Source organism: Microbacterium gorillae (assembly GCF_050990725.1).
GTDB classification, from domain to species: Bacteria; Actinomycetota; Actinomycetes; order Actinomycetales; family Microbacteriaceae; genus Microbacterium; species Microbacterium gorillae_A.
Genome location: NZ_CP158844.1, coordinates 3,640,125 through 3,666,336 on the forward strand (window position 1 = coordinate 3,640,125; position 26,212 = coordinate 3,666,336).

The window sequence follows — 26,212 nt, forward strand, 5'->3', positions numbered from 1 at the left end:
CGTGTCGACCCTGCTCTACTCCCTCGGCCGCTGGTCGTACCGTCACCCCTGGCGGGTCCTGGTCGCCTGGCTGCTCGTGCTGGGCATCGCCGGCGGCGGCGCAATGCTGAACAAGGGAACCGACAACTCGTTCTCGATCCCCGGCACGGAGTCGCAGGCAGGACTCGAGCAGCTCTCCCGCACCTTCCCGCAGGTGAGTGGCACCAACGCACAGTTCATCGCCGCGGTTCCCAGCGGGTCGATCGAGACCTACAAGCCGCAGATCGAGGCGACCATCGCCGAGCTCGAGAAACTCGACGGTGTCCTGGCCGTCACCGATCCGTTCGGCGAGACGGTGGACGGGCTCATCGCGGACGACGACTCGGCGGCGATCGTGCAGCTGCAGTTCGATGGGCAGGCCACCGACGTCCCGCAGCAGACGAAAGACGACCTCACCAGCATCACCGACGACCTGCGCACCGAACTGCCGGACGGGTCGGACGTGCTGCTCGGCGGCGATCTGTTCGCCGTCTCCATTCCCGCCATCTCCATCACCGAAGGCGTCGGTCTGCTGATCGCCCTGCTCGTGTTGATCGTCACGTTCCGTTCCTTCGTGGTGGCCGGGCTTCCGCTGATCACCGCGATCCTCGGCGTCGGCATCTCGATGGCGGCCATCTTCATCGCCACCCTTTTCACCTCGATCTCCTCCACCACACCGCTGCTGGCGCTGATGCTGGGGCTTGCGGTGGGCATCGACTATTCGCTGTTCATCGTGTCCCGACATCAGGATCAGGTGAGAGCCGGGGCCGACCCCGAAGAGTCCGCCGCGCAGGCCACCGGAACCGCGGGTTCTGCCGTGGTGTTCGCCGGTATCACCGTGCTCATCGCCCTCATCGGCCTCGGTTTCGCGGGCGTCCCGTTCCTCACCACGATGGGAATCGCCGCTTCCGGTGCGGTGCTCATCGGCGTGTGCCTCGCGATCACACTGACTCCCGCCCTGCTCGGTTTCGTGAAGGGCAAGGTCGCCGGCCGTCCGCCGCGCAAGGCGCGCCCGCGCAGCCACACGTTCTCCGCCCGCTGGGTGCGCCTGGTCACTCGCCACCCTGTCATCACCACCGTGGCCGTGGTGGTGGGACTCGGCGTCGTGGCGATCCCGTCCGGAAGCCTCGCCCTCGCACTGCCGAACGCCGGTGTCCTCCCGCACTCCTCCGAGGCCCGTCAGAGCTACGACCTCGTCGCCGAGAAGTTCGGCCCCGGCTTCAACGGTCCCCTCATCGTCACCGGCACCATCGTCACCTCCACCGACCCGGTCGGACTGATGAACGACCTCGCCGACGAGATCCGTGATCTCCCCGGTGTGAAGGCGGTTCCGCTCGCGACGCCGAACATGACCGCCGACACCGGCATCGTGCAGGTCATCCCGACCACCGCTCCCGACGACCCCGTCACCGCCGACCTCGTGCGCGAGCTGCGCTCCCACCATGACGAGTGGAAGGACACCTACGGCATCGACGTGTCGGTCACCGGCTTCACGGCCGTCGCCATCGACATCTCCGACAAGCTGGGTGCGGCACTTCTCCCCTTCGGCGTGTTCGTGGTGGGTCTGTCGTTCATCCTGCTGATGATCGTGTTCCGCTCCATCTGGGTGCCGCTGAAGGCCACCGTCGGATATCTGCTCAGCGTGCTCGCCGCCTTCGGTGTGGTGAGCGCGGTGTTCGAGTGGGGCTGGCTGGCCGATGCCCTGCACGTGGCGAAGGTCGGTCCAGTGATCTCCTTCATGCCGATCGTCCTCATGGGCGTGCTCTTCGGTCTCGCGATGGACTACGAGGTGTTCCTGGTGTCCCGCATGCGCGAGGACTTCGTGCACGCCACCAGGTTCCGGCGCGCCGATCGTGCCATCGCGATCGCATCGGTGCGCAGCGGCTTCTCCGCCTCCGCTCGCGTGGTCACCGCCGCCGCGCTGATCATGTTCGCCGTGTTCGTCGCGTTCGTGCCCGAGGGAGATTCGTCCATCAAACCGATCGCTCTGGGCTTGGCTGTGGGCATCGCGGTGGACGCCTTCCTCATCCGCATGACGCTGACCCCCGCCATCATGGCGCTCCTCGGCGACAAGGCATGGTGGTTCCCGCGCTGGCTCGACCGGCTGCTGCCCCACTTCGATATCGAGGGCGAAGCGGTGGTGCGCGAGAAGGAGCTCGAGCAGTGGCCGTCCCCCGAATCCACCGCGGTCATCGCGGCACAAGACCTCGCTGTCCGTGACGAGGACGCGGAGCTCTACGCCGGGGTCAGCTTCCAGGTGGAGGCCGACGACACCCTGCTGGTGAGCGGCAGCGGCGACCGTGCCGTGCTGCTCACGATCGCGGGCCGGCTGGCACCCACGCACGGCATCGTGAAGGTGCTGGGGCGTCTGCTTCCCGCCCGCGCGTCGTGGGTGCGCTCCAACGTGGGTGTGGCGTTGCTGACCGATGCCGCCGATCCGCTGCGCGCGCTGCGCTCGGCGTTCTCGGGTGGTACGCGCCTCGTCGTGATCGACGGACTGGACACGCTGTCCGCCGCCGCACGCGAGCAGGCCGCCGCCACCATCCGCGACGCCGGACTCCGTGCCGCACGCGCCGGCCACTCGCTCACCGTCGTGGCTTCCGGCGGCCAGTATCCCGCCGCTGTCTCCGACGTGCTGCTGCGGGCCGACCGGTCGCGTCCGGTCGTCGTCGAACTCGCATCCGTCCGCTCCACCCGTGAGGTGATCGCATGACCCTTCCCATCGAACGAGCCGGCACCCGGCGCCGGGTCACCTGGCTGACCGTGATCGGGGTGATCCTGCTTCCCGTGCTGATCGGCGGTGTGCTGGTCGCCGCGCTGTGGAACCCCACGGAGCGGCTCGACAACATCCGCGCCGCCATCGTGAACGAGGACTCCCCCGTCACGCTCAACGGGCAGACCGTTCCGCTGGGCCGTCAGCTCACCGCGGGGCTCGTGGAGGGCTCCGACGAGGTCGACAGCAATATCGACTGGGTGATCTCCAACGCCGATGACGCGAAATCCGGTCTCGCGGACGGAACGTACGACGCGGCCATCACGATTCCGGAGAACTTCTCCGCCGCCGCCACGTCCACCGCGGGCGACAACCCGGAGCAGGCGAAGATCGAGGTGACCACGTCGCCGGATGCGAAGGTGTTCGACGCCACGATCACCAACCAGATCGCCACGATCGCCTCCGGCACCATGGGCGACATGCTCTCGAAGAACTACCTCGAGAACGTGCTCCTCGGTTTCACGACCCTCAACGAGCAGCTGGGCACCGCCGCAGACGGTGCCACCCAGCTCGCCGACGGCACGAAGCAGAGCGCCGACGGCACCCGACAGCTCGCCGACGGCGCCACCGCGCTCGCGGACGGCGTCGGTCAGCTGGGCACCGGTGCGGAGCAGCTGTCGTCGGGCGCGGCGACCGCTGCCGACGGCACGCATCAGCTTGCGGACGGCGCGGGTCAGCTGGCGTCCGGTATCGGCCAGCTCGGCGGCGGCGCGGCACAGCTCGCCGACGGTGCCGCGGCATCGGCGACGGGCGCGCAGGGTCTGGCGCAGGGCGCCGGGCAGCTGACCGAAGGTCTCAGCGTCCTGGCTCCGGGTGCCCGCGGCATCGCCACGGGCGCCTCCGACCTGTCGGGAGGGGTGCAGACCTACACGGACGGAGTGTCGGCCGTGCTCGGCGCACTTCCGCAGATTTCGGCCGGGGCTGGACAGCTTCGGGACGGCGTCGAAACGCTGGCCGACGAGATCCGCACCAATGCCGAGACCATGCGCTCGTCCTCACTGCTTCCCGACGAACTGCTCACGAACGCGAGCGATGCGGCTGCCACCACCGCGTCCGTCGCAACGCAGATCGGTGAAGCCGCGCAGGCTCTCGGAGCTGCCGCACAGTCCTGCGCGGCAGCCCACGGACAGGCCGATGCCTCCTGCATCGCCCTCGCGCAGCAGGCTCAGTCTCTCGGCGCGCTCGCCGAAGGAGACGCAACCACCGCCGCTACGCAAGCCGGCACGGCCTCGGCCTATGCCCAGGGCACGGCGCAGGCTCTTCCGGGGACGATCGCGGACCAGCTCGTCGCGCTCGGTGACGCGATCGACACCACGCCCGGCCCGGACGGCACCCCGAACCTCGCTCAGGGTGCCAGCGCACTCGCCTCGGGCATCGACACTCTGATCGACCAGGCCGCGCCGCTCGGTGAGGGCGGCACGACGCTCGCCACGGGTGCCGCGACCCTCGCCTCGGGCGCCGCCTCGGTGGCCGACGGTGTGGATGCCACCGCGACCGGAGCGTCCTCGCTCGCGTCGGGCTCGTCCCAGCTGGCTTCCGGCATCCAGCAGCTCGCCGACGGGGCCTCGGGCCTCTCACTCGGCCTCGGCCAGACGCAGATCGGTGCGGGCTCGCTCGCCTCCGGCACGAGCGCGCTCGCGGACGGCGCCGACCAGCTCGCCTCCGGTGCCTCCGCGCTGAGCGATGGCGTGGGCCAGACCGCGGAGGGCGCCACGACGCTCGCCGAGGGCACGACCACTCTCGCCGACGGCAGCACCCAGCTCGCGGACGGCAGCGCCGGCCTCGCGGACGGGCTGCAGGAGGCCGTAAAGCAGATCCCGAACTACACCGACCAGCAGCGCACCGACCTGGCCACCGTCGTCGCGAATCCGGTGGTCACCGAGGGCAGCGGCACGAACATGTTCGGTGACTCCGCTATCCCGCTGCTCGCCGTGTTCGCTCTCTGGTTCGGCGGTCTCGCGTCCTACATCGCGATGCAGGCGCGCACCGCCCGCACCCTCGCGGAGCGTCGCCCGTCGGTCGTGCTGACCCTCCGCGCGCTCATCCCGGGTGCGCTGATCGGTGCCGTGCAGGGCGTGCTGATCGCCGGTGTGGTGCAGTTCGTCGCGAAGTACGACGTGGGCGAGTGGTTCGCGTTCGCGGGCGTCGCGGCCCTGGCGGGCATTGCGTTCGCCGCCGTGAACCAGGCGCTCGTCGCCCTGTTCGGCGGAGCCGGCCGTTGGATCTCCGCGATCGTCGGCGTGCTGTTCTTCGCCACGGGAGTCGTGTCCACCACTCCGGGCTTCCTCGACGCGATCGCGGGAGTCCTGCCGACGGCCCCCGCGTATCAGGGTCTGCTCGCGCTGGTCACCCCGGCCGGCGGCTTCGGCGCCGCGCTCACGGCCCTGGTGATCTGGACCGTGCTGTCGATCCTGGTGACCACCGCCTCGATCGCCCGCCGCCGCATCACCTCGGTGCGGGCGCTGCAAGCCGGCGCCTGACGCTGACACACGAAGCGGCCCGGCACGAGCTGCCGGGCCGCTTCGTCGTCTCACGCCACGGTCGATTCCCGGACCACCCGGACGTCTGCGGTCCGGGTGAGGCTGACAGCGGCGAGGAGGACCAGCGAGAACGCGACGAGCACCCCGGCGACGGATGAGGCCGCGGTCCAGCCCGCCCGCCCGAGCAGCGGAAACGGCGTGATCGCCAGCACCACCCATCCCACCACCCAGCAGGTGAAGGCCAGAGCGAGAAGTCGTCTCATCGTGCCGGAGAATTCCGGCGCACGAGCCCAGAGGAGGATCAGCGCCGCAAACGCCGCGTACGACGCCAGGGCGGCGACGGTTTCGACCGGCGCGAGCGTCAGGGGAATCTCCGCCGTTGGTGACGACACCGCGAGCACGAGGTGCAGCACAACCCGGGCGATGGCCGCCACGCAATAGGCGACAGCGATCGGCAGGATGAGGGAGGGCTGGTTCCGCGCCCGCAGTGCAGACCACGCAACGACGGCGACCAGCGCGAGTGAAGAGACCACCACTGTCCACGGTGCGCTGCGCGGGCCGCTGGCCACGAACGCGGCCGCCGCCGTCAGCAGCAGCGCCATTCCCAGGTTCGACCGGTTCAGCATCATGACATCTCCTCACTGAGCAACAGACATCCCCTGCACGGTAATGTCCGCTCGCAGACGGAGGGTTCGCGCTCGACAGGCTTTCCGCACGCCCCATACGGGAAGCGATCCGGTCTCAGCGGCCGAGCGCCGCCAGCACGTCGGTGAGAGCCGCGGCGTCGCCCACGTTGCCCGGCACCACCACATACAGCCGCGGATCGCCCTCGGCGGAGACGAGATCCCAGACCGAGACGCCGGGAATCACCTGGCCGCGCACCGCGGCGCGCGATGCTCCGACACCGGTGCGCGCGAGCTCGGCCGAGGTGATGCCGCCCTTCGCCACCACGGCCTCAACGTCCGGCACCAGGTCGCGGACGGCCACGGTGAGCGCCTGCATCACGAGCTCGCCGTGGCGCAGCGTGTTGTGCTCGGGGCGACGATGCCGCTCCGTCGAGACGATGGCAAGCCCGGTGTCGGCAAGTTGTGCCCGCGCCCGGCCGGCAGCCGCCAGGCCCGCCGCGACCGGATCGACGAAGGCGTCATCGGTCGGGATGACCACCGGCGCACGGTACGTGCGTGCAACCGCATCGAGCTGTGCGGTGGCACCGGCCGTGTGGGAGCCGCACGCCAGGAGCGTCGGCACAGGTGCGGGCACCAGGGGTCGGGGCAGCAGACCGTCACTCTCCACGCCGGCCAGAGCCGCCGCCAAGGGTGCCGCGCTGCGGACGACGACCGAGCGCCCCGCTGCGCGCGCGGTAGTGATCGCCTCGGCGATCCGACGGATGTCATCATCGTCGAGCGCGTCCGGCAGCACCACAGACCCCGCGGGCGCTGCCGTGATCACCGGCGCCGCCCCTCCCAAGCGAACCGTCGCCAGGTCCACCGGCACGGCCACACGACCGGACTTCTCCGCAACGTAGTCGACGAGAACGCCGGAGGAGAACGGGAACACCGGGTCCTCGGCGTACTCGGTCTCGTGGGCCGGTAGATCCCGATCCCCGATGCGCACGCGGTGAACGCCGTCGAGCGTCGTACGGCCGCCCGCGGGAAACGCGGGGCAGAACACGATGACCGAGTCCTCGTCGAGGAACTGCTCGGTTTCGGCGAACACGTGTCCGCGCAGGGTCGAGTCACCGCGAAGCACGAACTGCACGTCCTCGCCGAGCTCCGCCGCCGCCTGGCGCGCGGCATCGCGGACGTCCGAGACGAGACTCACCGCAGCGGCTTCGTCGATGGCGCGTGAGTTGGTCTGCACGTAGACGCTGTCCGCCCGCGACAGCGCATCTCGGATGAGGTCGGCATCGAACTCTAGGAGGACGGTCACGCCCGACGCGGACTGCGTGCCGGTGGGGTCATCATCCAACACGACGGTCTTCATCATGCACCCACCGTACGGTAGGTCTCGATCACGCTGGAGTCGTCGCGCGTGCGCAGCCCTGCGGCATCGGCGCGCAGGAAGCGACCTCGGGCAGCCTCCAGCACCGGCAGGGAGATACCCGCGGCGATGGCGGCTTCGGCCACCAGCCCGGTGTCCTTCACGAAGATGCCGATCTGACTGCGAACCGGTGCGTCCTCCCCCTGCAGCATCCGCGGGCCGCGATCGCCCAGCATGAAGGACTGCGCGGCACCCTGTCCTACCACGTCCAACACGAATGCGGGGTCCAGGCCGAGGGCCTCCGTGAGCGCCAGGGCTTCGGCGGCGGCCACGACGTGCACGGCGCAGAGATGCTGGTTGACGACCTTGACGGACTGTCCGTCACCGACGGATTCGCCGACGACTCGCGGCGACCCCATCGCCTCCAGCACCGGACGCACGGCGGCGATGTCGTCGTCGGCTCCGGACACGAACAGCGCGAGGTCACCGGTCGCCGCACGAGCGACGCCGCCGCTCACTGGCGCATCGATCACGTGCGCGCCGGCTGCACCGAGACGCGCCGCCTCTCGGTGCACGGCATCCGATCCCACGGTGGACATCACGATCCATCGGGATCCCGCGACGGAGTTGGCGGCCAGCGCGGTCTCGACCACCGTGCTGAGCTGCTCGGCCGTGGCCACCATGACCACCACGGTGCTGAGCGGACCGGCATCCGCGAGAGACTCCACGGACGAGATGCCCGCCGTCGCAGCACGCTCGCGCCCCTCGGATGACGATTCCACACCCAGCACCGGCAGGCCCGCGCGGGCGATGCTCTCCGCCATGGGCAGCCCGATGGCCCCGAGGCCGATGAAGACGATCGTCGATGACATGCGTTCCTCCTGTCGAAAGAGTACGGGCGCGCACCCTGCGGTGCGCGCCCGTGTGTCAGTGTCCCGGAGCCCGATCCGTGACGAGCAGGGCGTCGGCTTTCGCGCTGAAGAACCGCGTGGCCCACATCATCGCGGCGGCGACGAAGGCGAACACCCCCAGCGACACCACGCCCCAGGCGCCGCTGTCCGTGGGAACAGCGTCGTTGATCCCGGTGCGCATGATCGGGGCCACGAAGCCGCCGAGGTTGCCGAGCGAGTTGATGAGCCCGATACCGGCTGCCGCGGCGGCACCCGTGAGGAACGACGTCGGGAACGACCACGTGATAGGTCCGGTCGACAGGAATGCGGCGACGGCGATCGTGATGGCCGCGATGCCCAGCAGCCCCTGCCCGTTGGCGCCCGCCCAGGCCGACACGAGGATCGCGAGACCTGTGATGAGGAAGAACAGCGCTCCCCAGGTGCGACGACGCTTGACCGTGGTGGCGTGCTTGCCCACGTAGTAGCAGGCGAACAGCCCCACAGCCCACGGGATGGCGGAGACGAGGCCCACCTGCCACCCCACCGACTGGCCGATGAGGCTCGACACCTGCTGCGGCAGGTAGAACGTCGTGCCGTACACCGCGATTTGCAGGCAGAAGTAGATCGCCGTGAAGTACCAGACCTTCCAGCTGATGAGGGCGGCGCCGATGCCACGCGGGCCGTCGGACTCCTTGACGGAATCCTCGTGCGCCATGACCTCCTTGAGGGCGGCCTTCTCGTCGTCGTTGAGGAACTTGGCCTTCTGCGGTGAGTCGACGAGGAAGAAGAACGCCGCGATTCCCGCGGCGACGGCCATCATGCCCTCGACGAAGAACATCACCTGCCAGCCGGCCCACGGCGTGACCTGGTCGCCGAAGCTGATGAGGCCGCCCGAGAGCGGAGCCCCCAGCATCTGCGAGAACGGCTGCGCGAGGTAGAACAGCGCGAACATCTGCACGCGGCGCTTGTTGGGGAACCACTGCGCGAGGAACATGATCACGCCCGGGAACAGGCCCGCCTCGGTCACGCCCAGCAGAAAACGCAGGATGACGAACATCGTCTCGCCGTTCACGAAGGCGAACGCTGCGGCGACGATTCCCCAGGTGATGGCGATGCGAGCGAGCCAGAACCGCGCGCCGAACTTGTCCAGCAGCAGGTTCGAGGGGATCTCGAAGATCGCATAGCCGATGAAGAAGATCCCCGCGCCGAGCGCATAGGCACCGGCCGAGATGCCGCGGTCCACTTCCATGGCGGCCTCGGCGAATCCGACGTTCGTGCGGTCGAGGAACGCGACGAAGTACAGGATGATCAGCATCGGCATGAGGCGGAAGGTCGCCTTGCGGATACCGCTGTTCAGGTGCGGGCTGGACAACAGGTCCTGCGCGACCGTGACGTTGGCCCGCGTGGCGGGGCCGAAATCTGAATGAGACACGAACTCTCCTTTGAGTGGTTGTCGTGAAGGTGCGAATCAGCCGCCCAGTGCCGGGATGATCATGACGAGACCGATGGCCACGCAGATCACCCCGACCACCAGGAAGGCGATGCGGCTTTTGGACCAGGACCGAAGCATGCGCGAACGCCTCAGTGCATGTAGAGGCCACCGTCGACGTTCAGGGTCTGGCCCGTCACGAATCCGGCGTCCTCGCTAATGAGATAGGCGACCGCGGCGGCGATGTCGGTGGGGGTGCCGATCCGCGGCAGCACACCATCTGCAGCCATCGCGGCCTTGCGCTCGTCGGTGAGGGTTCCGCCCATGATGTCGGTGTCGATCGGGCCGGGCGAGATCACATTGGCCGTCACGCCGAGCGGGCCCAGCTCACGCGCGATGGAGCGCATGAGGCCGATGACGCCCGCCTTCGACGCCGAGTACGGCGTCTTCGAGAACGTGCCGCCACCGCGCTGCGCCGACACCGAGGAGATGCCCACGAGTCGACCGACACCGTTCTCAACGAGGGTGCGAGCGACGCGCTGGGTGACCCAGTGCACACCCTCCAGGTTGATGGACTGCACGCGGTGCCACTCTTCGGGAGTGACCTCCAGATACGAGATCGGCGAGGAGACGCCCGCGAAGTTCACCAGCGCCACGGTCTGTGGCAGGTCGGCCTCCAGCGCGTCGACGGCGGCGACGGCCTGCTCGCGGTCGGCGACGTTGGCGCCGACGCCTGCGGCACGAACGCCATGCGTTTCTGCGACCTCGGCGGCGGTCCGTGCGGCTGCCTCGCCGTCGACGTCGATGATGCCGACGTTCCATCCGCGCTCGGCGAGGTAGAACGCGGTGGCGCGGCCGATGCCGCGGGGGCTCGCGGCACCCGTCAGGATGACGGTGCGCTCAGCGGGAAAAGGAGTGGCCATGGTGCTGCCTCAGTTCTGCGCGGAGTGGATGGGTGCGGGGCCGAGCTCGTCGATGAGCTTCTTCATCGCGACGTAGGCCTTGTTGCGGTACGCCACGAGCTCGGGCGTGCGATCGGCGGGGACGTCGAGGAAGCCGGCACCCGACTTGGTGCCGAGCTTTCCGGCCGAGACCAGGGCGTCTAGGATCGGCGGGGTCGCGAAGCGCTCGGGGAACTCGGTCTGCAGCGACGCGTAGCAGAACGCGTACACGTCGAGTCCGGCCATGTCAGCGATCGCGAACGGACCGAAGAACGGCAGCCGGAAGCCGAAGGTGGTGCGCACGATCGTGTCGATGTCCTCCGGCGTGGCGACGCCCTCCTCGACCAGCTGGGTGGCCTCGTGGAACAGCGCGTACTGCAGGCGGTTGAGCACGAAGCCGGTCGCGTCCTTCACGCGCGCGGTCTCCTTGCCCGTGGCGGCGACGATCGCCTCCACCGTCGGAAGAACGGCCTCGTCGGTTCCCGCGTGCGGGATGAGCTCCACACCCGGGATGAAGGGAGCCGGGTTGGAGAAGTGCACGCCGAGGAAGCGCTCCGGGTTGCTCACCGCTTCGGCCAGGCGGCCGATGAGGATGGTGGACGTGTTGCTGCCGATGATCGCATCGGGTGCCGCGGCCTCTGAGATCCGACGCAGCGTCGCGTGCTTGATCTCGATCTTCTCCGGCACGGCCTCCTCGATGAAGGTGGCGCCGGAGACGGCGTCCTCGATGGTGGCCGCGACGACGCGCTCCGCGATGACCGCGGCGGCGTTCTCCGGAAACAGGCCGTCGGCGGTGAACTGTTCCGCCTCGGCGATGAGACGGTCACGGTTGGTGCGCGCGATCTCGATGTCGACGTCGGCGATGCGCACATCGGCGCCCGAGAGGGCGAGCATCTGAGCGATGCCACCACCCATGTAGCCGCTGCCGATCACCGCGTAGACGGGACGCTCTTCGGTCATGTCATTCTCCTTGTGGATCAACGGATCAGGCGTCTGCCGAGTCGGGCAGAAGCGTTCGCAGGTAGTCGCGGTTGGTGGCGCAGACGCCGAGGCTGTCCCCGCCGTACTGCTCCATGAGAAACGGGCCGCGGAAGCCGAGCTCGAGGGCCCGCGCCACCATCGCGCGGTAGTTGATGAGCCCGAGCTCCATGCTGGTCGGCACCGCGGTCTGCCAGCTGCCGTCTGCGGACTCATCGCGGATGTAGTTCTTCACATGCCAGTAGTTGGCGTACGGCAGGGTCTTCTCGTGCATCTCCCGCCAGTCCTCGATGGGACGGTGCAGACGCACGAGGTTTCCGATGTCGGGGTTGAGGCCCACGTTGTCCAGACCGATCTCCTCGATCAGTCGCACGGCGCTGTCGGCGGTGCCGAGATAAGTGTCCTCGTACATCTCCAGTGCCATCGGCAGGCCCACGGATGCGGCGTGCTCGCCCAGCTCGCGGAGGCGGCGCACGGCCAGCGCTCGTGTTTCCGCGTCGTCGGGGTCGACGGGACCCTGCGCCGTCCAGAACCACAGGGCGCGACGCTGAGCTTCGCTGAACGGCTGGTGCAGACCGGTGGAGAAGACACTCATTCCGAGTTCGGCTGCGGCATCGATCGCCCGGTGCGCGTAGGCGAGGTTCTGCTCTCCCTTGCCCGGCTCGATGACGCTCTGACGCTGCACGTGGACCGAGATCAGCTCGACGCCGTGGGAGGTGGCGATCTGCTTCAGCTCGGCCCGGCGCGCCGGGTCCAGCTCCGAAGGGCGGATGTGGCTGTCGGCGATCTCGACCGCGGTGAAGCCCAGGCGCTCGATCTGACGGAAGACCCCGTCCCAGGTCTCGGCTGACGCATCGTGCAGGCGCGTGCCGTCGGCGGCGACCGGAGCGAATCCGTGCATGCAGACAGCGATGGGCCAGTTCTGACTGGTGAGGGGGTGCGACGTTGCGGTCATGACGACTCCGTTGACGTGATGGCGAACCGTTATCGGCTCTTCGTAGATCCTATAGGAAATAGGTCACGCGTCAACCCGTGACTTTCACGCACGAGAAAAGCGCACGGCCTCGGGCGAGACCGTGCGCATGCCGTCAACGACGAATCAGACCTGCTCGAGGTCGAGGGAGCGCGCCCGCACCTGTTCGATGTGGTGCTGCATGAGGCGTTCGGGTGCATCGGGGTCATCGCCGGCGAAGGCATCGGCGATGGCCTCGTGCTCGGCGATCGCTTCGCGCACATCGGTCACGCCGTGCAGCACGGACTGGCGCATGCGGTGCAGCTGCGCGCCGAGCGACTCGGACATGTCGCTGAGGTAGCGGTTGCCGCAGTGATCGAACACGACGCGGTGGAAGGCCGCGTCGGCGGCGAAGTAGGAGGCCGTGAGTTCCACATCGGTATCTCCGGCGCGCAGCGCCGTGATGACCCGCTCTCCGATCCGGCGGTGCGTCTCTTCCGCCGCCCGCAGCTCGTCGAGCATCGCCGGACTCGCCGGAGTGGCGAGGCGAGCCGCGCGGGATTCCAGCATGATGCGCGCATCGAACAGCTCACGCAGCTGGGCAACGCCCAGGGGCGGAGCAACGCGGTAGCCCTTCAGCGCTTCGCGGGTCACCAGGCCGGTGCGCTCCAGCTGCACCATCGCCTCGCGCACCGGGGTGGGCGAGACGTCGAGCTGGCGGGCGATCGTGTCGATGGACAGGCGTGCACCGGGGGCGGCCTCCCCGCTCAGCAGGAGCCGCAGGATGCGGTCGTACACGTGGTCACGCAGCCCTCGACGTTCGATCGTCGAGTCCAGTCCGCGCAGACCACCGTCGCCTGCTGACACCATCCGTACCTCCCAGAGCCGGGCGCGATCACGCCGTCAGCGCACCCACTTCATCGAGGATGTCACGAACTGCGCCCGGTTCGTGCGCGAATCGGCCGAGGAACAGTCCGTCCACGCTGTCGGAGATACGGGTGAGGAGCCCGGGTCCGGCACTGCCGCCGTAGATGACGCGCGCGGGACGCTCTCCCGCGCTGAGGTGCGCGCGCAGTCGGGTGCACACGCCGCGAATGTGATCGTCGCCGGCTGGGGCCGGCGCACCGATCGCCCAGAGCGGTTCGTAGGCGATGACGACTTCTCCCGCTACCCCCGCCTCATCAGCTGCGCCGAGGGCGAAACGGATCTGCTCGATGCAGGCGCTAGCTGCGCTCGCGGCGTCGACCCGCTCCGATTCCCCGACGCACACGATGGGCACCAGCCCGTTGCGAATCGCGGCGTGGGTCTTCGCCGCGACGACAGCGTCGGTGTCTCCGAACATCCGGCGCCGCTCCGCGTGCCCCACCTCCACAAACCGGCACCCGAGCTCCGCGAGCACCGCGGCGGATACCTCACCCGTGAACGCACCGGAGTCCTCCGCGGCGACGTCCTGCGCCCCCACGAGCAGGTCCCCCGCACGTTCGAGAGCAGCAGGAATAGAGGGGTACTGCGGGATCACGAATGCCGTCACGGCGCTTCGCGCCGGATGCGCCGCGACAAGCGCGGCGACCTCCGACACCCACGCGACGGTCCGCGCGTGGGAGAAGTACATCTTCAGGCTCGCGCCGATGAGCATCGCGATTCAGCGCTCTTCGTAGGCGCAGATCTCCCGCACTTTGTCGGCGGACGCGCTCTGCGGGTCGAAGGTGTAGGTGAGCCACTCCGCGGCCAGCCGGCGGGCGAGCTCGATGCCGATCACCCGCTGCCCCATGCACAGCACCTGGGCGTCGTTGGAGAGCACCGAGCGCTCGACCGAGAACGAGTCATGAGCGGTGACGGCCCGGATGCCGGCCACCTTGTTCGCCGCGATGGCGACGCCCAGGCCGGTGCCGCAGAGCAGGATCGCCCGATCCGCGTCTCCCGCCGCGACACGCTCGGCCGCAGTCGTCGCGATCGTCGGGTAGTTGGTGTGGCCATCGGCGTCCACGCCCACGTCCACCACCTCCGACACCAGCGGGTTGTTCAGCAGATCGGCCTTGATCCGCTCCTTGTAGTCGAAGCCGGCGTCGTCGGATCCGATGACGAGTCGAAGTGCCATGTCAGTTCTCTTTCTGCAGGATGTCGAGGACGGTACGAGTGATGAGCGCGAAGGACACCGCACCCGGATCGGGGGTGCCGAGGCTCTTGTCGCCGTGGGCGCGAGCGCGGCCCAGGCGAGCGGTAAGGCTCGCGGTCGCCTGGGCCGCGGCCGAGGCGGTGGCGGAGGCGCGTGCCCACGCCTCGGTGAGGTTCGCGCCCGCGGCGAGGCGCTCGGCGAGAGCGTCGGCGAACGGCACGATGGCGTCGATCATCGTCTTGTCGCCGACCGTGGCCTTGCCGAAGGACATCACCGCGTCCTTCATCCGGCCGACGCCGGCGCCCACGTCGGCGGCTCCGACCTCAGCGTCGTCGCCGAAGGACTCGCCCAGCGCGACGAGCATCTCGCCCCAGATCGCTCCCGACGTTCCGCCGCCGATGTCCGCCCACGAGTCTCCCGCGTGGTGCAGCACGGTACGTGCGCCCGCGCCTCGCGACAGCACCTCTGCGGCGGCCGTCGCCGCGGCCCGACTACCGCGCTGCATGCCGATGCCGTGGTCGCCGTCTCCGGCGATGCGGTCGATCCGCCCCAGTTCTTCGGCCTCGGCGTCGAGCATGTCGGCGATGGCGGCGAATACGTCCGTGATGAGCGCGGCGGCACGACGCGACTCCTCGGTGGCTGGCGGAACCACGATCTCTTCCGCGACCTCCTCGATCGCGTCGACAGCGACACGCCCCTCGACGGCACCGCGCCGGAACGCCGGGGTGTCGCAGGCTGCGAGCCACAGCCGCTCAAGTTCGTCGTCCAGCCACAGCAGCGTGAGGGAGGCACCCGCCATGTCGAAGCTGGTGCAGAACTCACCGACCTCCGGGGAGATCACGGTGATCCCCGCTTCGGTGAGCAGGCGATCGACGGTCGCGTAGACCACGTAGAGCTCTTCGTACTTGACGCTGCCGAGACCGTTGAGGATCGGCACCACGCGCGCGTTGGCGAGGTCGATGTCGTCGGGCACTTCGGCGAGGAGCGAGGAGACGAACAGCTCGGCGAGGCCTGCAGCCGTGGGGATGTCGACCTCGTCGATGCCCGGCTCGCCGTGGATGCCGAGTCCCACGGCCATCCGCCCCTCGGGAACCGTGAACAGCGGTTCATCGGCACCGGGCAGAGTGCATCCACCGAAGGCGACGCCCAGCGAGCGAGTCCGGTCGTTCGCTCGCGCGGCGACGCGCTCGACGCCGTCGAGGTCCTGGCCCTCTTCCGCTGCGGCACCGGCGATCTTGAAGACGACCAGGTCTCCGGCGATGCCGCGCCGCTTCTCGCGCTCGGTGATCGGCGCACTGGAGATGTCGTCGGTGACGGTGACGGTGCGGCAGTCGACACCCGCGGCCCGCAGTCGCTCCTGCGCCTGAGTGAAGTGCAGGACATCGCCGGCGTAGTTGCCGTAGCTGAGGAGAACGCCGCGTCCCTCGTGCGCTGCCGTGGCGACGGAGTGCACCTGATGCGCGGACGGTGAAGCGAAGAGGTTGCCCATCACGGCGCCGTGCGCGAGCCCGGGGCCGACGAGTCCGGCGAAGGCCGGGTAGTGCCCGCTGCCACCCCCGATGACGACGGACACCGTGGGTTCGGCACCCCGCGTGGAGCGGACCACTCCCCCGGTGACGGCCCGCACCCACCGGCCGGAAGCCGCCACGAACCCCGCCGCCGAATCGGCCGCGAAATCATCCGGGTCATTGAACAAGCGCGTCATTGCGATCTCCTCGAGCTGGAGCGGGCCAACCCCGCTGCTCTGCATCCTATAGGAAATTGGAAAGAGGAAGCGAGGGGTAAGCGGGAGACGGACGCGGGGTGACTCCGGGCACGTCGCGAAAAGAGGACGATGTCGCCAAACGAGGATCACTTCGGCTGAAGCGTCCTCCTTCGGCGACAATGCCCTCCGCTCGCGACATGCCACGCGATGCGCCACAACGACTTAAGGCGGGTGCGGCCCAGGAACGCCGACACACGGCGCGTCACGACGCCAGACCGAACGCCCCGCCCGCACCACCCTCCGAGGCGTACCTGCGCTCAAGGAACGTCCTCAAAAGAGGACGATGTCGCCACACGAGGATGATTTCGGCTGAAACGTCCTCCTTTGGCGACAATGTCCTACACTCGCGACACCGTAGGCCCCCGCGCCGACCCGTACCGCCCCAACCCGGCCCGTACTGCCCACCCGCCCGCGCCACGCCCGCACCCCAGAAACAGCAAAACCCCACGTGCGCGGGGTTTCACTGGTGCCGGATCTCAGCTGAGGCCGGAGTAGGCGTGCAGTCCCTTGAAGAAGACGTTGACGATGGTGAAGTTGAACAGCACCGCGGTGAAGCCGACGATCGACAGCCAGGCGGAGCGAGCACCACGCCAGCCGCGGGTGGCCCGCGCGTGGATGTAGCCGGCGTACAGCACCCAGATCACGAAGGTCCAGACTTCCTTGGTGTCGAAGCCCCAGTACCGGCCCCACGCGTCGTTGGCCCAGATGGATCCGGCGATCAGTGTGAAGGTCCACAGGATGAAGCCGACGATCGTGAAGCGGTACGCGAGACCCTCGAGGCGCGTGGCGTCGGGAATCGTGTCGAGGAACGAGCGCTTCCGGGAGTCTGCACTCTTGGCGGCGCGGCGGGCCTGCATCAGCTGCAGGATCGACAGCCCGCAGGCCAGCGCGAAGAAGGCGCAGGCGAGGGTCGCGACGAACACGTGGATCACCAGCCACACCGACTTCAGCGGGTCGGCCAGCGGCACCACCTTCACGTAGAAGCTCAGGGTCGCACCGGCCAGGAACAGCACCACGATGAGGGAGATGAACGACCCGAGGTAGCGCAGGTCGTAGAAGAACAGCACGACGAGGTACACCAGCGACACCAGGAACGTCCCGGTCATCGCGAACTCGTACAGGTTCGACCACGGCACGTGACCGATCGCGAGGCCGCGCAGGATGATGCCGGCGAAGTGGAACAGCAGGCCGAGCCACATGATGCTCGTGGCGATGCGCGCGTACAGGTTGCGCTTGCCGCCCGATCCAGCGGAAGCGGCCGAGATGCCGCCACTGGTGACTGGGTTGGTGCCGTCGGCGCCCACCAGCACCTTCTCGCGCACGGTCACGGCGGCGTCGACGCGGTCTGCCGCCTGCTGGGCGCGGCGCGCGATGTCGAAGGCGTAGACGAGGAGGGCGAGCGCGTAGAGCGCGATCGCTGTCCAGATCGACAGGAGGGAGAACTGCTCGAAATCGGACGCGGACATGGGCTCAGTCTACTTTCTGACCGGAATCGGACGACGGCTGGGGGGATTCGGCGAGCGCCGCCTGGTGTTTGTCCGCGATGGCCTCCACGGCCGCGGCGAGCTGGGGGTCCTCACCTCGAGCGAGACCCGCGTACTCGAGGGTGACGCGCTCCCCCTTCGGAGTGGCCTTCACCCACACGCGCCGACGCGGGATGAAGAGCGCGAGCAGCAGCCCGAGCAGCGCCAGCACCGCGAAGATCAGCACGAAGATCGACGTCGGGTCGTGGTGCATCTGCAGCGAGACGTAGCGCGGAACGGAGTGCTCGTACTCGGTGGTGTGATCCGCGGCGGGCGACAGCTGCGCCTTGGGATCCAAATTGTCGAACGTGACCGTTCCCCAGCCGTTCGGCAGGTCGACGGTCTCCCCCGGCTTCATGATGAGGGCCGGGAAGTCCGCCTTGGGGCCGGCGATGTTGCGCATGCTGGACACGTCCAGCGTGTAGACGTTCACCGGGGTGCCGTCGTTGATGCCGAGGTCTCCCGCGTACACGTTCAGCGAGAGCGTCGGCATGATCAGGTCGGGATACACCGAGGTGAGGGCGCCGGTGTCGAGCTCTCCGACAGTCGGGTAGAAGAAGCCCTGCAGGCCCACCTGCTCCGGAAGTCCGTCGGTGATCTTCACCACACCGCCCGACATCATCGTGCTGTTCTCCTGCGGCACAAAGGGCACCGCCTGGCTGAAGATCGCCTCGCCGTCCGCGTTTCGCACCGTGATGTGCGGCGCGTAGCCGTTGCCCAGCAGGAACACCCGATCGCCCCACAGGTCGAGCGGATGGTTCACGCGAACCGTCTGCTTCTCCTTGTGGCCGTCGCCGGGAGCCGTGATGGTGAGGTTGGCGGCGAAGTCACCGGCCTGTCCCGGCGAGTTGCTGTCGGGCAGCTGGTAGGTGACGTCGAACGAGTCGAGCGTCATCCCGTACGGGACCAGTGCCTCGTCGCCGACGAAGCGGCCCTTGTTCATCGACGAATAGTCCACGAGCTGGTTGACGAAGGTGGTGCCCTCGACAATCACGGTCTGCCCGGTGTAGGAGAACCCGCCGCCCAGGCCCACGGAGATCAGCACGCCCACGAGCGACACATGGAACAGCAGGTTGCCGGTCTCCCGCCAGTACCCGCGCTCGGCGGACACCGAGAACGCGCCGCGCCCGTCGTACCGTTCCACGCGATAGCCGGCCGAACGCAGCTGACCGGTGGCCACCTCCACGGCGTGCTCAGCCTCCGCTGCGGCATCGCCCGGCACCTCGAAGACGTCCTCGCGATGATCGGCCAGTCGCGACAGACGTGCCGGCGTGCGGGGCGGCCGCGAGCGCAGCGCCTTCGCGTGGTGCTTGATGCGCGGGATGATGCAGCCGACCAGCGAAACGAACAGCAGGAGGTAGATCGCCGAGAACCACACCGACGTGTAGACGTCGAAGAGCTGGAACCAGTCCGCCACCGGGAACATGTCCGGGTTGTTGGTCTTCCACGCCACGACACCATTGGGGTCGGCACTGCGCTGCGGGAAGATCGACCCGGGAATCGCGGCGATCGCGAGGATCAGCAGCAGCACCAGCGCGGTGCGCATGCTGGTCAGCAGTCGCCAGGCCCAGCGGAACCAGCCGATCAGACCGAGCGCGGGCGCATTGACGTCCTCACGATCGGCGCCCGGAGCGCTGTCGATGTAGTCCGACGGGCGAAGCGGATCGGTGGCGTCGGCCGCGGAGGCCTTCGCGATCCGCGGCTTGCCGCCCGGGCGAGGGTCAGAGGGGGAGGATGACACTGGACATCACTGATCCAAGACGGGTCATGAGCATCGTCCAGACGCCCAGGACCATGAGAAGGCCGACGATGATGAGGAGCACGCCGCCGATGATGTTGACGACGCGGATGTGCTTGCGGATGAACGCCACGGACTTGGAGGCCCACCCGAGGCCGAGCGCCAGCAGGATGAACGGGATCCCGAGACCCAGCGAGTAGGCGATACCGAGGATCGCGGCGCGCCCCGGGTCGCCCAGTCCCCACGCGACCGAGATGATCGTGGCAAGAGTCGGGCCCATGCAGGGGGTCCACCCGACGCCGAGGGCGATCCCCAGCAGCGGCGCTCCGATGAGGCCCGTCTTTCCGGACACGTCCATCTTCACCGTGCGTTGCAGGAACGACACCTGACCGATGAACACCAGGCCCATGAGGATGACCACCACACCGAGGATGCGGGTGATGAGGTCCTGGTACTGCAGGAAGACGCCGCCGAAGAAGCCGCCGAGCACGATCACCACGACGAAGACCGCGGTGAAGCCGAGGACGAACAGCAGCACGCCCAGCAGCAGACGCCCGCGTGAAGCCGTGCCCGCCTCGGAGCCGCGGGACATCGAGCCGCCGAGGAAGCCGAGATAGCCCGGGACCAGCGGGAGCACGCACGGCGACAGGAAGGAGATCAGACCGGCGAGCAGTGCCACGGGCAGGGCCGCCCAGAGCGCACCGCTCGCGACGAGCCCGTTCACGAGACCTCCACGGCCGACGGTGAGCCGGTCACGATTCGTCGGAGAGTTCGGTGACGAAGGTGTTCAGCACGGACGGGCCGTCGATCGCACCGATGATGGTGGCGGCGACGCGACCCTTCTTGTCGAGCACGACCGTGTTCGGCGATGCCTGCAGCGGAACCGTCTGCGCGAAGGCGATCTTGGCTGCGCCGTCGCCGGCGTCGATGATGCTGGGGTACGTGACCCCGTAGGTCTTCATGAACGACTTCGCGGTGTCGGCCTGGTCGGCGGTGTTGATGCCGACGAAGCTGACGCCCGAGTCCTTGTGGTCCTGGTAGATCTTCTCCAGGTCGGGAGCCTCGACTCGGCAGGGACCGCACGCGGCGTACCAGAAGTTGATCACCACGACATCTCCGCGCAGATCCTCGCTGGAGATCGCGTCGCCGTCCTGCGTGACTCCGGCGAAGTCGACCGGCTCACCGCGGTCTGCCTCGGGAATCTCCGACCAGCGTCCGTCCCCACCGATGTACCCGGCGTTCTGCCCGTCGCGGAATGCCTGGGTGGCGGCGTCCGTGGACGTGCAGGCCGAGAGCGAGAAGGTGAGAGCCACGGCCGCGAGCGCGGCAGCGGCGGTGGCGAACACACGACGCCTGGTCATACTGCTCCTACATCGACAGCGGATCCGGTGGATGCCGGTTCGGCGTAGCCGACCTCGGTCCACACGCCGTCATGCCGCTCGAACGACGTGACGGAGGAGAGCGCGCAGCGGCGCGTGCTCGGGTTGTGCGCGAGCTTCTCGCCCGCGACGGAGAGGTGCGTGATCCAGATGGGCGCCTGGTGCGAAACGATGACGGCGTCGGCGTCGTCGGTCTCATCCCACAGATCGTCCATCGCGGCGCGCATGCGGGCGGCGATCGATGTGAAGGGCTCCCCCCAGCTGGGAACCGAGGGACGCATCAGGTAGCGCCAGTTGAGCGGGTTGAGCACAGCGAGACGCATCCGCTTGCCTTCGAACGCGTTGGTCGGCTCAATGACCCGATCATCCACCACCGGCGCGAGACCGAAGCGCGCGGTGAACGGCTGCGCCGACTCCTTCGTGCGCTGCAGCGGGGAGCAGATGAGGGCACCCACTGGGCGGTCGAGCCCGGCGACGTAGTCGGCCGACTGACCCGCCATGGCACGCCCGGCCTGGCTCAGCCGATAGCCCGGAAGACGACCGTAGAGCACGCGCTCGGGGTTGAAAACCTCCCCGTGGCGCACCAGGTGGAGACGGGTTGCGGGCACCCTTCGATCTTACTGAGGGCCACCTGGCGACCGGCTGGACGGATGCTGTGCGAGAACGTCAGCCGAGCAGCGACAGCCCCAGGCCTGCGAGGTGCCCCACGACGCCCGCGAGGATGCCCAGCAGGATGCCTAGGATCGTGAGCCAGACCGCCCCGTTTCCGCGCTGACGCCGCCGCAGCAGGCCGATCAGGAAGAACACGAGTGGCAGCGCGAACGGCAGGACCATCGTGGCGAGCGCGACCAGGCGCCGCGTACCGCTCGCGTTCGCCGGGGTCGGCAGGCTCGTGTAGTCCATCAGCAGCACGGCGCCGCCCCAGCCGAGCAGCAGGAAGACGAGGGCGAGCACGAGGTCGACGATGCTCGGGCGGATGCGATCGACCGTCTCAGCGGTGGCGGTGGTGCGTGGCGACATGGTGCTTCCACCGTAGGCGATGAGCGGCGGTCGCGCCTGCCCCCGCTCGGAAACCCGCGGATCATCCGCCGTTCACCGGGCGGACGATTGGCCGCCATGCTCGATGCATAACGTCATCGAGGCCCTGCCGCCGGTCGGGCCTTGAGAGGACACAGCAATGACCCGAACCATTCGTCCGTTCCGCCGCCTCGCCGTGGGCGTCGCGGTCGCCGGAATCGCCGCGCTCACCCTGTCGGCGTGCTCCGGGACCGCTGATGCCGCCGGCACCGCCGGTGCCACTGAGAGCGGCTCGTCGTCGGTCGACGCCGCCACCGCCACCAGCCTCAGCGACTTCGGCACCCTGGCCGACCTGGAGGCCGCCGCCAAGGCGGAGGGAAAGCTCAACGTCATCGCCCTGCCGCGGGACTGGGCCAACTACGGTGAGATCATCGACGCCTTCACCGCGAAGTACCCCGAGATCACGGTCACCGAGCAGTCGCCCGATGTCTCCTCGGCCGAGGAGATCACGGCTGCGAAGACCAACAAGGGTCTGGACACCGCCCCCGACGTTTTCGACCTGGGTCTCACCGTCGCCCTGCAGAACACCGACCAGTTCGCCGCCTACAAGGTGCAGACCTGGGATGAGATCCCCGACGCGCTGAAGGAGTCGACGGGCCTGTTCGTCGGCGACTATGGCGGGTATATGTCGGTGGGCTACGACTCGAAGAAGTTTCCCGCCCCGGCCGCGATCACCGACTTGCTGAAGAGTGAGTACAAGGGTGCGGTCGCGCTCAACGGCGACCCGACGCAGGCCGGTGCCGCGTTCGGCGCCGTGGGTCTGGCTACCGTCCAGAACGGCGGGACGCTGGACGACTACAGCGCGGGCATCGACTTCTTCTCGAAGCTGAACGCAGCCGGCAACCTCCTCAAGGTCGACGTGACGACCGCGACCGTCACGTCCGGCGAGACGCCCGTGGTCTTCGACTGGGACTACCTCAACGCCGCGCACACGAAGGACAACAAGGACTGGAAGGTCGTGGTCTTCCCCGGTAACGGCTACGCCGCGTACTACAACCAGGCCATCAACGTGGACGCCCCGAACCCCGCCGCGGCTCGCCTGTGGCAGGAGTTCCTCTACAGCGACGAGGTACAGAACCTGTGGCTGAAGGGTGGCGCTCGCCCGGTGCGCATGGAGGCCATGACGGAGGCCGGAACCATCGACGCCGACCTGGCAGCCAAGCTGCCGGAAGCGCCGAAGGACACGCTCGTTCCCACCGAGGAGCAGAGCACGGCGGCCGGCACGCTGCTCGGTGAGAAGTGGGCGGCTGCGGTTCAGTGACCGCGACCGCCGTCTCCCACGGCACCGTTCCCGCCGACTCGGAGCTTCGCGCTCCGGGCCGGCGGGTTCGCCGTTCGTCCCTCGCGGGTCTCGGGCTCGCGCCGTTCCTGGTCTATGTAGCGCTGTTCCTCGTGCTGCCCACCATCATCGCGATCGGGTCCGGCCTGTTCGCGAAGGATGGCTCGTTCACGCTGGCCTCCTTCGCCGCGCTCGGCGACCCCGTGATCATCGCCACCTTCGGGAACTCCACCTGGCTGTCACTGCTCACCGCCGTGGTCGGCGCGATCGTGGGCGCCCTCGTCTGCTACGCGCTGCTGGGCCTGTCCCCCACCGGTTTCGTGCGCACGACCGTCGACGCCGCGTGCGGTGTGCTGGCGCAGTTCGGCGGCGTGATGCTGGCGTTCGCGATGATCGCCACCATCGGAATCCAGGGTGTGCTGACTCGATTCCTCCGCGATGTGATGGGAATCGACATCTTCGCGGACGGTGCGTGGATCTACGCTCTCCCCGGTCTCATCCCCGCGTATCTGTACTTCCAGGTGCCCCTCATGGTGATCACGTTCATGCCCGCCGTCGCCGCGCTGCGCGCGTCCTGGGCGGAGGCAAATCTCACGCTCGGCGGCACCCGCGCCGGATTCTGGCTGCACGTCGGCGTCCCGGTGCTGGCACCGTCGTTCCTCGCCAGCGCGCTCCTGCTGTTCGCCAACGCGTTCTCGTCCTACGCGACCGCCGCGGCCCTCGCGAGCCAGGGATCGCAGATCGTGCCGTTGCAGATCCGGACGGCGCTGACCAGCGAGACACTCCTCGGTCGCGAGAACCTCGCCGGCGTGCTCGCGTTCGGGATGATCGTGGTGATCGGCGTCGTGATGTGCGCGTACGCGCTCGTGCAGCGTCGGGCCGCGAGGTGGCAGCGATGAGCCGCGCCGCCGGAGACATCGGCCCCTCCCTGCCCACTCGCTGGATCATCGGAATCGTCGTGGGCGCGATCTTCGCGATCCCCCTGGCGTCGACCCTGCTGTACACGCTGCAGGACGCCGATGGTGCCCTGACTCTGGACCACTGGATCGACCTGTTCAGCGCCGCCAACCCGTCCGTGATGAATCCGCTCACGACGGGTCTCGGCAACTCGCTGATCCTCGCGGTGGTCACCGTCGTGATCGTTATCGTGCTGCTCGCGCCCACGATGATCCTCGTGAATCTGCGCTTCCCGCGGATGAAGGCGGTCTTCGAGTTCGTCGCTCTGCTGCCGATCTCGATCCCGGCCATCGTGGTGGTCGTGGGCCTCACGCCCATCTACCTCCAGATCGGGCGCACGCTCGGCACGGGCGCGTGGACGCTCGCGTTCGCCTACGGGGTCACGGTGCTGCCGTTCGCGTATCGCTCGATCCAGGCGTCGATCGACGCCGTGGATCTGCGCACGCTCACGGAGGCGTCGCGATCGCTCGGCGCGAACTGGCCCACGGTGTTCGTCACCGTGCTCGTGCCGAACCTGCGCTCGGGGCTGCTGGCCGCCTCGCTGATCTCGATCGCGGTGGTGCTCGGCGAGTTCACGATCGCGTCTCTCCTCAACCGCCAGGTGCTGCAGACAGCGCTGGTGGTGGTCGGCAAGATCGACCCCTACGCCTCGGCCATCTTCACACTGCTGGCCCTCACGTTCTGCTTCCTCCTCCTGCTCGCGCTGGGCTTCGCCGCCCGCGGGCGCTCACGAAAGGTGCGGTCATGACTGACGCCCCGCTGAACCTCCCGCCCACGGGCGACAACCTGCTGCTCGCGGATGCCGGCACCGGTACACGGGTCGATCTGGTGAACGTGGTGAAGGACTACGGCAGCACCCGCGTGCTGCACGGACTGGATCTGCGCATCCGACCGGGCGAGTTCGTGTCGCTGCTCGGACCGTCGGGCTGCGGCAAGACCACGGCGCTGCGCGTACTCGCCGGCCTCGAGGACGCGTCCGGCGGATCGGTGCTGATGGACGGGGTCGATGTGTCGGCGGTCCCCGTCAACAAGCGCGACATCGGCATGGTGTTCCAGGCGTACTCGCTGTTCCCCCACCTGCGCGTGCGCGAGAACACCGCGTACGGCCTGCGCCGCCGCAAGGTCGCCCGAGGTGAGGCGCTGCAGCGAGCGCAGGACGCGCTGGAGCTGGTCGGACTCGGCGGCTTCGCCGATCGCTACCCTCACCAGCTGTCCGGTGGACAGCAGCAGCGCGTTGCTCTCGCGCGAGCGCTGGTCACCGCTCCCCGAGTGCTGCTGCTCGATGAGCCGCTGTCGGCCCTCGACGCCAAGGTGCGCGTGCAGCTGCGCGACGAGATCCGGCGGCTGCAGCTGCGTCTCGGCATCACCACGGTGTTCGTGACGCACGACCAGGAGGAGGCGCTGGCGGTGTCGGATCGGATCGCCGTGATGAACGCGGGACGCATCGAGCAGATCGGTACGCCGGAAGAGCTGTACTCGGCGCCCGCGACCGCCTTCACCGCGGCGTTCGTCGGTCTCTCGAGCGTGGTTTCCGCGGTCGCCGACGGCGCTCGTGTCCGCGTGTGGGGCCGGGATCTGCCGCTGCTGGAGCCTGCGACCGGCGAGGTCGAGGTGTTCCTGCGCCCGGAGCATCTCTCGCTGGCACCCGCCGGAGCGGGCGATGCGGAGGGCGTGGTCCAGGAGAGCACGTTCCTCGGCAGCATCCGACGCACGCTGGTGCGCACCGCGGCCGGCGAGCTGGTTCGGGTGCAGCACGACGCCGCAATCCGTCCCGAGTTCGGCGAACCGGTGGGCGTGCGGCTGGCCGATCGTCCTGTCACGAGCAGACCCCTCGGCGAAGCGTGAGTTCGTTCGTCGTCACGTTGCCTGGGGGCTCATCCGGTGAGCCGGTCCGCAACGCTATGTTCCCCTCAGCGCACGCCTCCGAAATCCCGGAT

General features: G+C 68.6%; 23 protein-coding genes. 6 read left to right on the forward strand and 17 right to left on the reverse strand.

The window, feature by feature from the left end; translation table 11 throughout:
• Position 1 precedes the first annotated feature (1 nt).
• A complete protein-coding gene (locus tag ABTV68_RS16900; protein ID WP_433674854.1) occupies positions 2-2,731 on the forward strand; it encodes an efflux RND transporter permease subunit in 2,730 nt (909 codons plus the stop codon).
• Complete coding sequence (locus ABTV68_RS16905; protein WP_433674855.1) at positions 2,728-5,271, forward strand: YhgE/Pip family protein; 2,544 nt, start codon at positions 2,728-2,730, stop codon at positions 5,269-5,271. The genes ABTV68_RS16900 and ABTV68_RS16905 overlap by 4 nt, the downstream gene beginning before the upstream one ends.
• Before the next feature lie 50 nt (positions 5,272-5,321).
• Here ABTV68_RS16905 and ABTV68_RS16910 read toward each other — a convergent pair whose 3' ends face one another.
• From ABTV68_RS16910 to ABTV68_RS16990, 17 genes are all read right to left on the reverse strand, one after another.
• Entirely contained in the window at positions 5,322-5,900 is a 579-nt protein-coding gene (locus ABTV68_RS16910) for a hypothetical protein (protein WP_433674856.1), read from the reverse strand.
• Between the two features lie 112 nt (positions 5,901-6,012).
• A complete protein-coding gene (locus ABTV68_RS16915) occupies positions 6,013-7,257 on the reverse strand; it encodes a four-carbon acid sugar kinase family protein (RefSeq protein ID WP_433674857.1) in 1,245 nt (414 codons plus the stop codon).
• A complete protein-coding gene (locus ABTV68_RS16920; protein ID WP_433674858.1) occupies positions 7,254-8,123 on the reverse strand; it encodes an NAD(P)-dependent oxidoreductase in 870 nt (289 codons plus the stop codon). Before ABTV68_RS16920 ends, ABTV68_RS16915 begins: the two co-directional genes overlap by 4 nt.
• Positions 8,124-8,178: 55 nt before the next feature.
• Complete coding sequence (locus tag ABTV68_RS16925; RefSeq protein WP_433674859.1) at positions 8,179-9,573, reverse strand: MFS transporter; 1,395 nt, start codon at positions 9,571-9,573, stop codon at positions 8,179-8,181.
• A 149-nt stretch (positions 9,574-9,722) separates the two neighbouring features.
• Entirely contained in the window at positions 9,723-10,493 is a 771-nt protein-coding gene (locus tag ABTV68_RS16930) for an SDR family NAD(P)-dependent oxidoreductase (RefSeq protein WP_433674860.1), read from the reverse strand.
• Positions 10,494-10,502: 9 nt separating this feature from the next.
• On the reverse strand, positions 10,503-11,471 hold the full coding sequence (locus tag ABTV68_RS16935) for a 3-hydroxyacyl-CoA dehydrogenase family protein (RefSeq protein ID WP_433674861.1): 969 nt from the start codon (positions 11,469-11,471) through the stop codon (positions 10,503-10,505).
• Between the two features lie 25 nt (positions 11,472-11,496).
• Positions 11,497-12,444, reverse strand: coding sequence for a sugar phosphate isomerase/epimerase family protein (locus tag ABTV68_RS16940; protein WP_433674862.1), 948 nt, complete (start codon positions 12,442-12,444; stop codon positions 11,497-11,499).
• A 144-nt stretch (positions 12,445-12,588) separates the two neighbouring features.
• On the reverse strand, positions 12,589-13,311 hold the full coding sequence (locus tag ABTV68_RS16945; RefSeq protein ID WP_433674863.1) for a GntR family transcriptional regulator: 723 nt from the start codon (positions 13,309-13,311) through the stop codon (positions 12,589-12,591).
• 25 nt (positions 13,312-13,336) lie between these two features.
• Positions 13,337-14,077: a triose-phosphate isomerase family protein gene (locus tag ABTV68_RS16950; RefSeq protein WP_433674864.1), complete on the reverse strand. Its 741-nt coding sequence runs from the start codon at positions 14,075-14,077 to the stop codon at positions 13,337-13,339.
• A 6-nt stretch (positions 14,078-14,083) separates the two neighbouring features.
• Positions 14,084-14,539 carry a ribose-5-phosphate isomerase gene (locus ABTV68_RS16955; protein WP_433674865.1) on the reverse strand — a complete coding sequence of 152 codons (456 nt, stop codon included), beginning with the start codon at positions 14,537-14,539 and terminating at the stop codon, positions 14,084-14,086.
• A gap of 1 nt (position 14,540) precedes the next feature.
• Positions 14,541-16,262, reverse strand: a complete 1,722-nt coding sequence (locus tag ABTV68_RS16960) for a dihydroxyacetone kinase family protein (RefSeq protein WP_433674866.1) — start codon at positions 16,260-16,262, stop codon at positions 14,541-14,543.
• Positions 16,263-16,798: 536 nt separating this feature from the next.
• Entirely contained in the window at positions 16,799-17,788 is a 990-nt protein-coding gene (gene ccsB, locus ABTV68_RS16965; RefSeq protein ID WP_433674867.1) for a c-type cytochrome biogenesis protein CcsB, read from the reverse strand.
• Between the two features lie 4 nt (positions 17,789-17,792).
• Positions 17,793-19,586, reverse strand: a complete 1,794-nt coding sequence (resB, locus tag ABTV68_RS16970) for a cytochrome c biogenesis protein ResB (protein WP_433674868.1) — start codon at positions 19,584-19,586, stop codon at positions 17,793-17,795.
• Positions 19,567-20,307: a cytochrome c biogenesis CcdA family protein gene (locus ABTV68_RS16975; protein ID WP_433674869.1), complete on the reverse strand. Its 741-nt coding sequence runs from the start codon at positions 20,305-20,307 to the stop codon at positions 19,567-19,569. The genes resB and ABTV68_RS16975 overlap by 20 nt, the downstream gene beginning before the upstream one ends.
• 28 nt (positions 20,308-20,335) lie before the next feature.
• Positions 20,336-20,944, reverse strand: coding sequence for a TlpA family protein disulfide reductase (locus ABTV68_RS16980; RefSeq protein WP_433674870.1), 609 nt, complete (start codon positions 20,942-20,944; stop codon positions 20,336-20,338).
• Positions 20,941-21,570, reverse strand: coding sequence for a histidine phosphatase family protein (locus ABTV68_RS16985; protein WP_433674871.1), 630 nt, complete (start codon positions 21,568-21,570; stop codon positions 20,941-20,943). The genes ABTV68_RS16980 and ABTV68_RS16985 overlap by 4 nt, the downstream gene beginning before the upstream one ends.
• 58 nt (positions 21,571-21,628) lie before the next feature.
• Entirely contained in the window at positions 21,629-21,982 is a 354-nt protein-coding gene (locus ABTV68_RS16990) for a hypothetical protein (RefSeq protein ID WP_433674872.1), read from the reverse strand.
• Between the two features lie 157 nt (positions 21,983-22,139).
• Here ABTV68_RS16990 and ABTV68_RS16995 point away from each other — a divergent pair, with 157 nt between their 5' ends.
• From ABTV68_RS16995 to ABTV68_RS17010, 4 genes are read left to right on the forward strand one after another with little or no spacing between them, the layout of a single operon-like run.
• On the forward strand, positions 22,140-23,300 hold the full coding sequence (locus ABTV68_RS16995; protein ID WP_433674873.1) for an ABC transporter substrate-binding protein: 1,161 nt from the start codon (positions 22,140-22,142) through the stop codon (positions 23,298-23,300).
• The gene (locus tag ABTV68_RS17000) at positions 23,297-24,217 is read left to right on the forward strand and encodes an ABC transporter permease (protein WP_433674874.1); all 921 of its coding nucleotides are present in this window, start codon (positions 23,297-23,299) and stop codon (positions 24,215-24,217) included. Before ABTV68_RS16995 ends, ABTV68_RS17000 begins: the two co-directional genes overlap by 4 nt.
• On the forward strand, positions 24,214-25,023 hold the full coding sequence (locus ABTV68_RS17005) for an ABC transporter permease (RefSeq protein ID WP_433674875.1): 810 nt from the start codon (positions 24,214-24,216) through the stop codon (positions 25,021-25,023). The genes ABTV68_RS17000 and ABTV68_RS17005 overlap by 4 nt, the downstream gene beginning before the upstream one ends.
• On the forward strand, positions 25,020-26,120 hold the full coding sequence (locus ABTV68_RS17010; RefSeq protein ID WP_433674876.1) for an ABC transporter ATP-binding protein: 1,101 nt from the start codon (positions 25,020-25,022) through the stop codon (positions 26,118-26,120). The genes ABTV68_RS17005 and ABTV68_RS17010 overlap by 4 nt, the downstream gene beginning before the upstream one ends.
• The last annotated feature ends 92 nt before the right edge of the window (positions 26,121-26,212 follow it).

What these genes read in the sequence shown, in the direction of transcription:
- ABTV68_RS16905 (WP_433674855.1), top strand. Translation starts at nt 2,728, where the DNA reads ATGACCCTTCCCATCGAACGAGCCGGCACCCGGCGCCGGGTCACCTGG.
- ABTV68_RS16910 (WP_433674856.1), bottom strand. Translation starts at nt 5,900, where the DNA reads ATGATGCTGAACCGGTCGAACCTGGGAATGGCGCTGCTGCTGACGGCG.
- ABTV68_RS16915 (WP_433674857.1), bottom strand. Translation starts at nt 7,257, where the DNA reads ATGATGAAGACCGTCGTGTTGGATGATGACCCCACCGGCACGCAGTCC.
- ABTV68_RS16920 (WP_433674858.1), bottom strand. Translation starts at nt 8,123, where the DNA reads ATGTCATCGACGATCGTCTTCATCGGCCTCGGGGCCATCGGGCTGCCC.
- ABTV68_RS16930 (WP_433674860.1), bottom strand. Translation starts at nt 10,493, where the DNA reads ATGGCCACTCCTTTTCCCGCTGAGCGCACCGTCATCCTGACGGGTGCC.
- ABTV68_RS16935 (WP_433674861.1), bottom strand. Translation starts at nt 11,471, where the DNA reads ATGACCGAAGAGCGTCCCGTCTACGCGGTGATCGGCAGCGGCTACATG.
- ABTV68_RS16940 (WP_433674862.1), bottom strand. Translation starts at nt 12,444, where the DNA reads ATGACCGCAACGTCGCACCCCCTCACCAGTCAGAACTGGCCCATCGCT.
- ABTV68_RS16945 (WP_433674863.1), bottom strand. Translation starts at nt 13,311, where the DNA reads ATGGTGTCAGCAGGCGACGGTGGTCTGCGCGGACTGGACTCGACGATC.
- ABTV68_RS16950 (WP_433674864.1), bottom strand. Translation starts at nt 14,077, where the DNA reads ATGCTCATCGGCGCGAGCCTGAAGATGTACTTCTCCCACGCGCGGACC.
- ABTV68_RS16955 (WP_433674865.1), bottom strand. Translation starts at nt 14,539, where the DNA reads ATGGCACTTCGACTCGTCATCGGATCCGACGACGCCGGCTTCGACTAC.
- ABTV68_RS16960 (WP_433674866.1), bottom strand. Translation starts at nt 16,262, where the DNA reads ATGACGCGCTTGTTCAATGACCCGGATGATTTCGCGGCCGATTCGGCG.
- ccsB (WP_433674867.1), bottom strand. Translation starts at nt 17,788, where the DNA reads ATGTCCGCGTCCGATTTCGAGCAGTTCTCCCTCCTGTCGATCTGGACA.
- ABTV68_RS16980 (WP_433674870.1), bottom strand. Translation starts at nt 20,944, where the DNA reads ATGACCAGGCGTCGTGTGTTCGCCACCGCCGCTGCCGCGCTCGCGGCC.
- ABTV68_RS16990 (WP_433674872.1), bottom strand. Translation starts at nt 21,982, where the DNA reads ATGTCGCCACGCACCACCGCCACCGCTGAGACGGTCGATCGCATCCGC.
- ABTV68_RS16995 (WP_433674873.1), top strand. Translation starts at nt 22,140, where the DNA reads ATGACCCGAACCATTCGTCCGTTCCGCCGCCTCGCCGTGGGCGTCGCG.
- ABTV68_RS17005 (WP_433674875.1), top strand. Translation starts at nt 24,214, where the DNA reads ATGAGCCGCGCCGCCGGAGACATCGGCCCCTCCCTGCCCACTCGCTGG.
- ABTV68_RS17010 (WP_433674876.1), top strand. Translation starts at nt 25,020, where the DNA reads ATGACTGACGCCCCGCTGAACCTCCCGCCCACGGGCGACAACCTGCTG.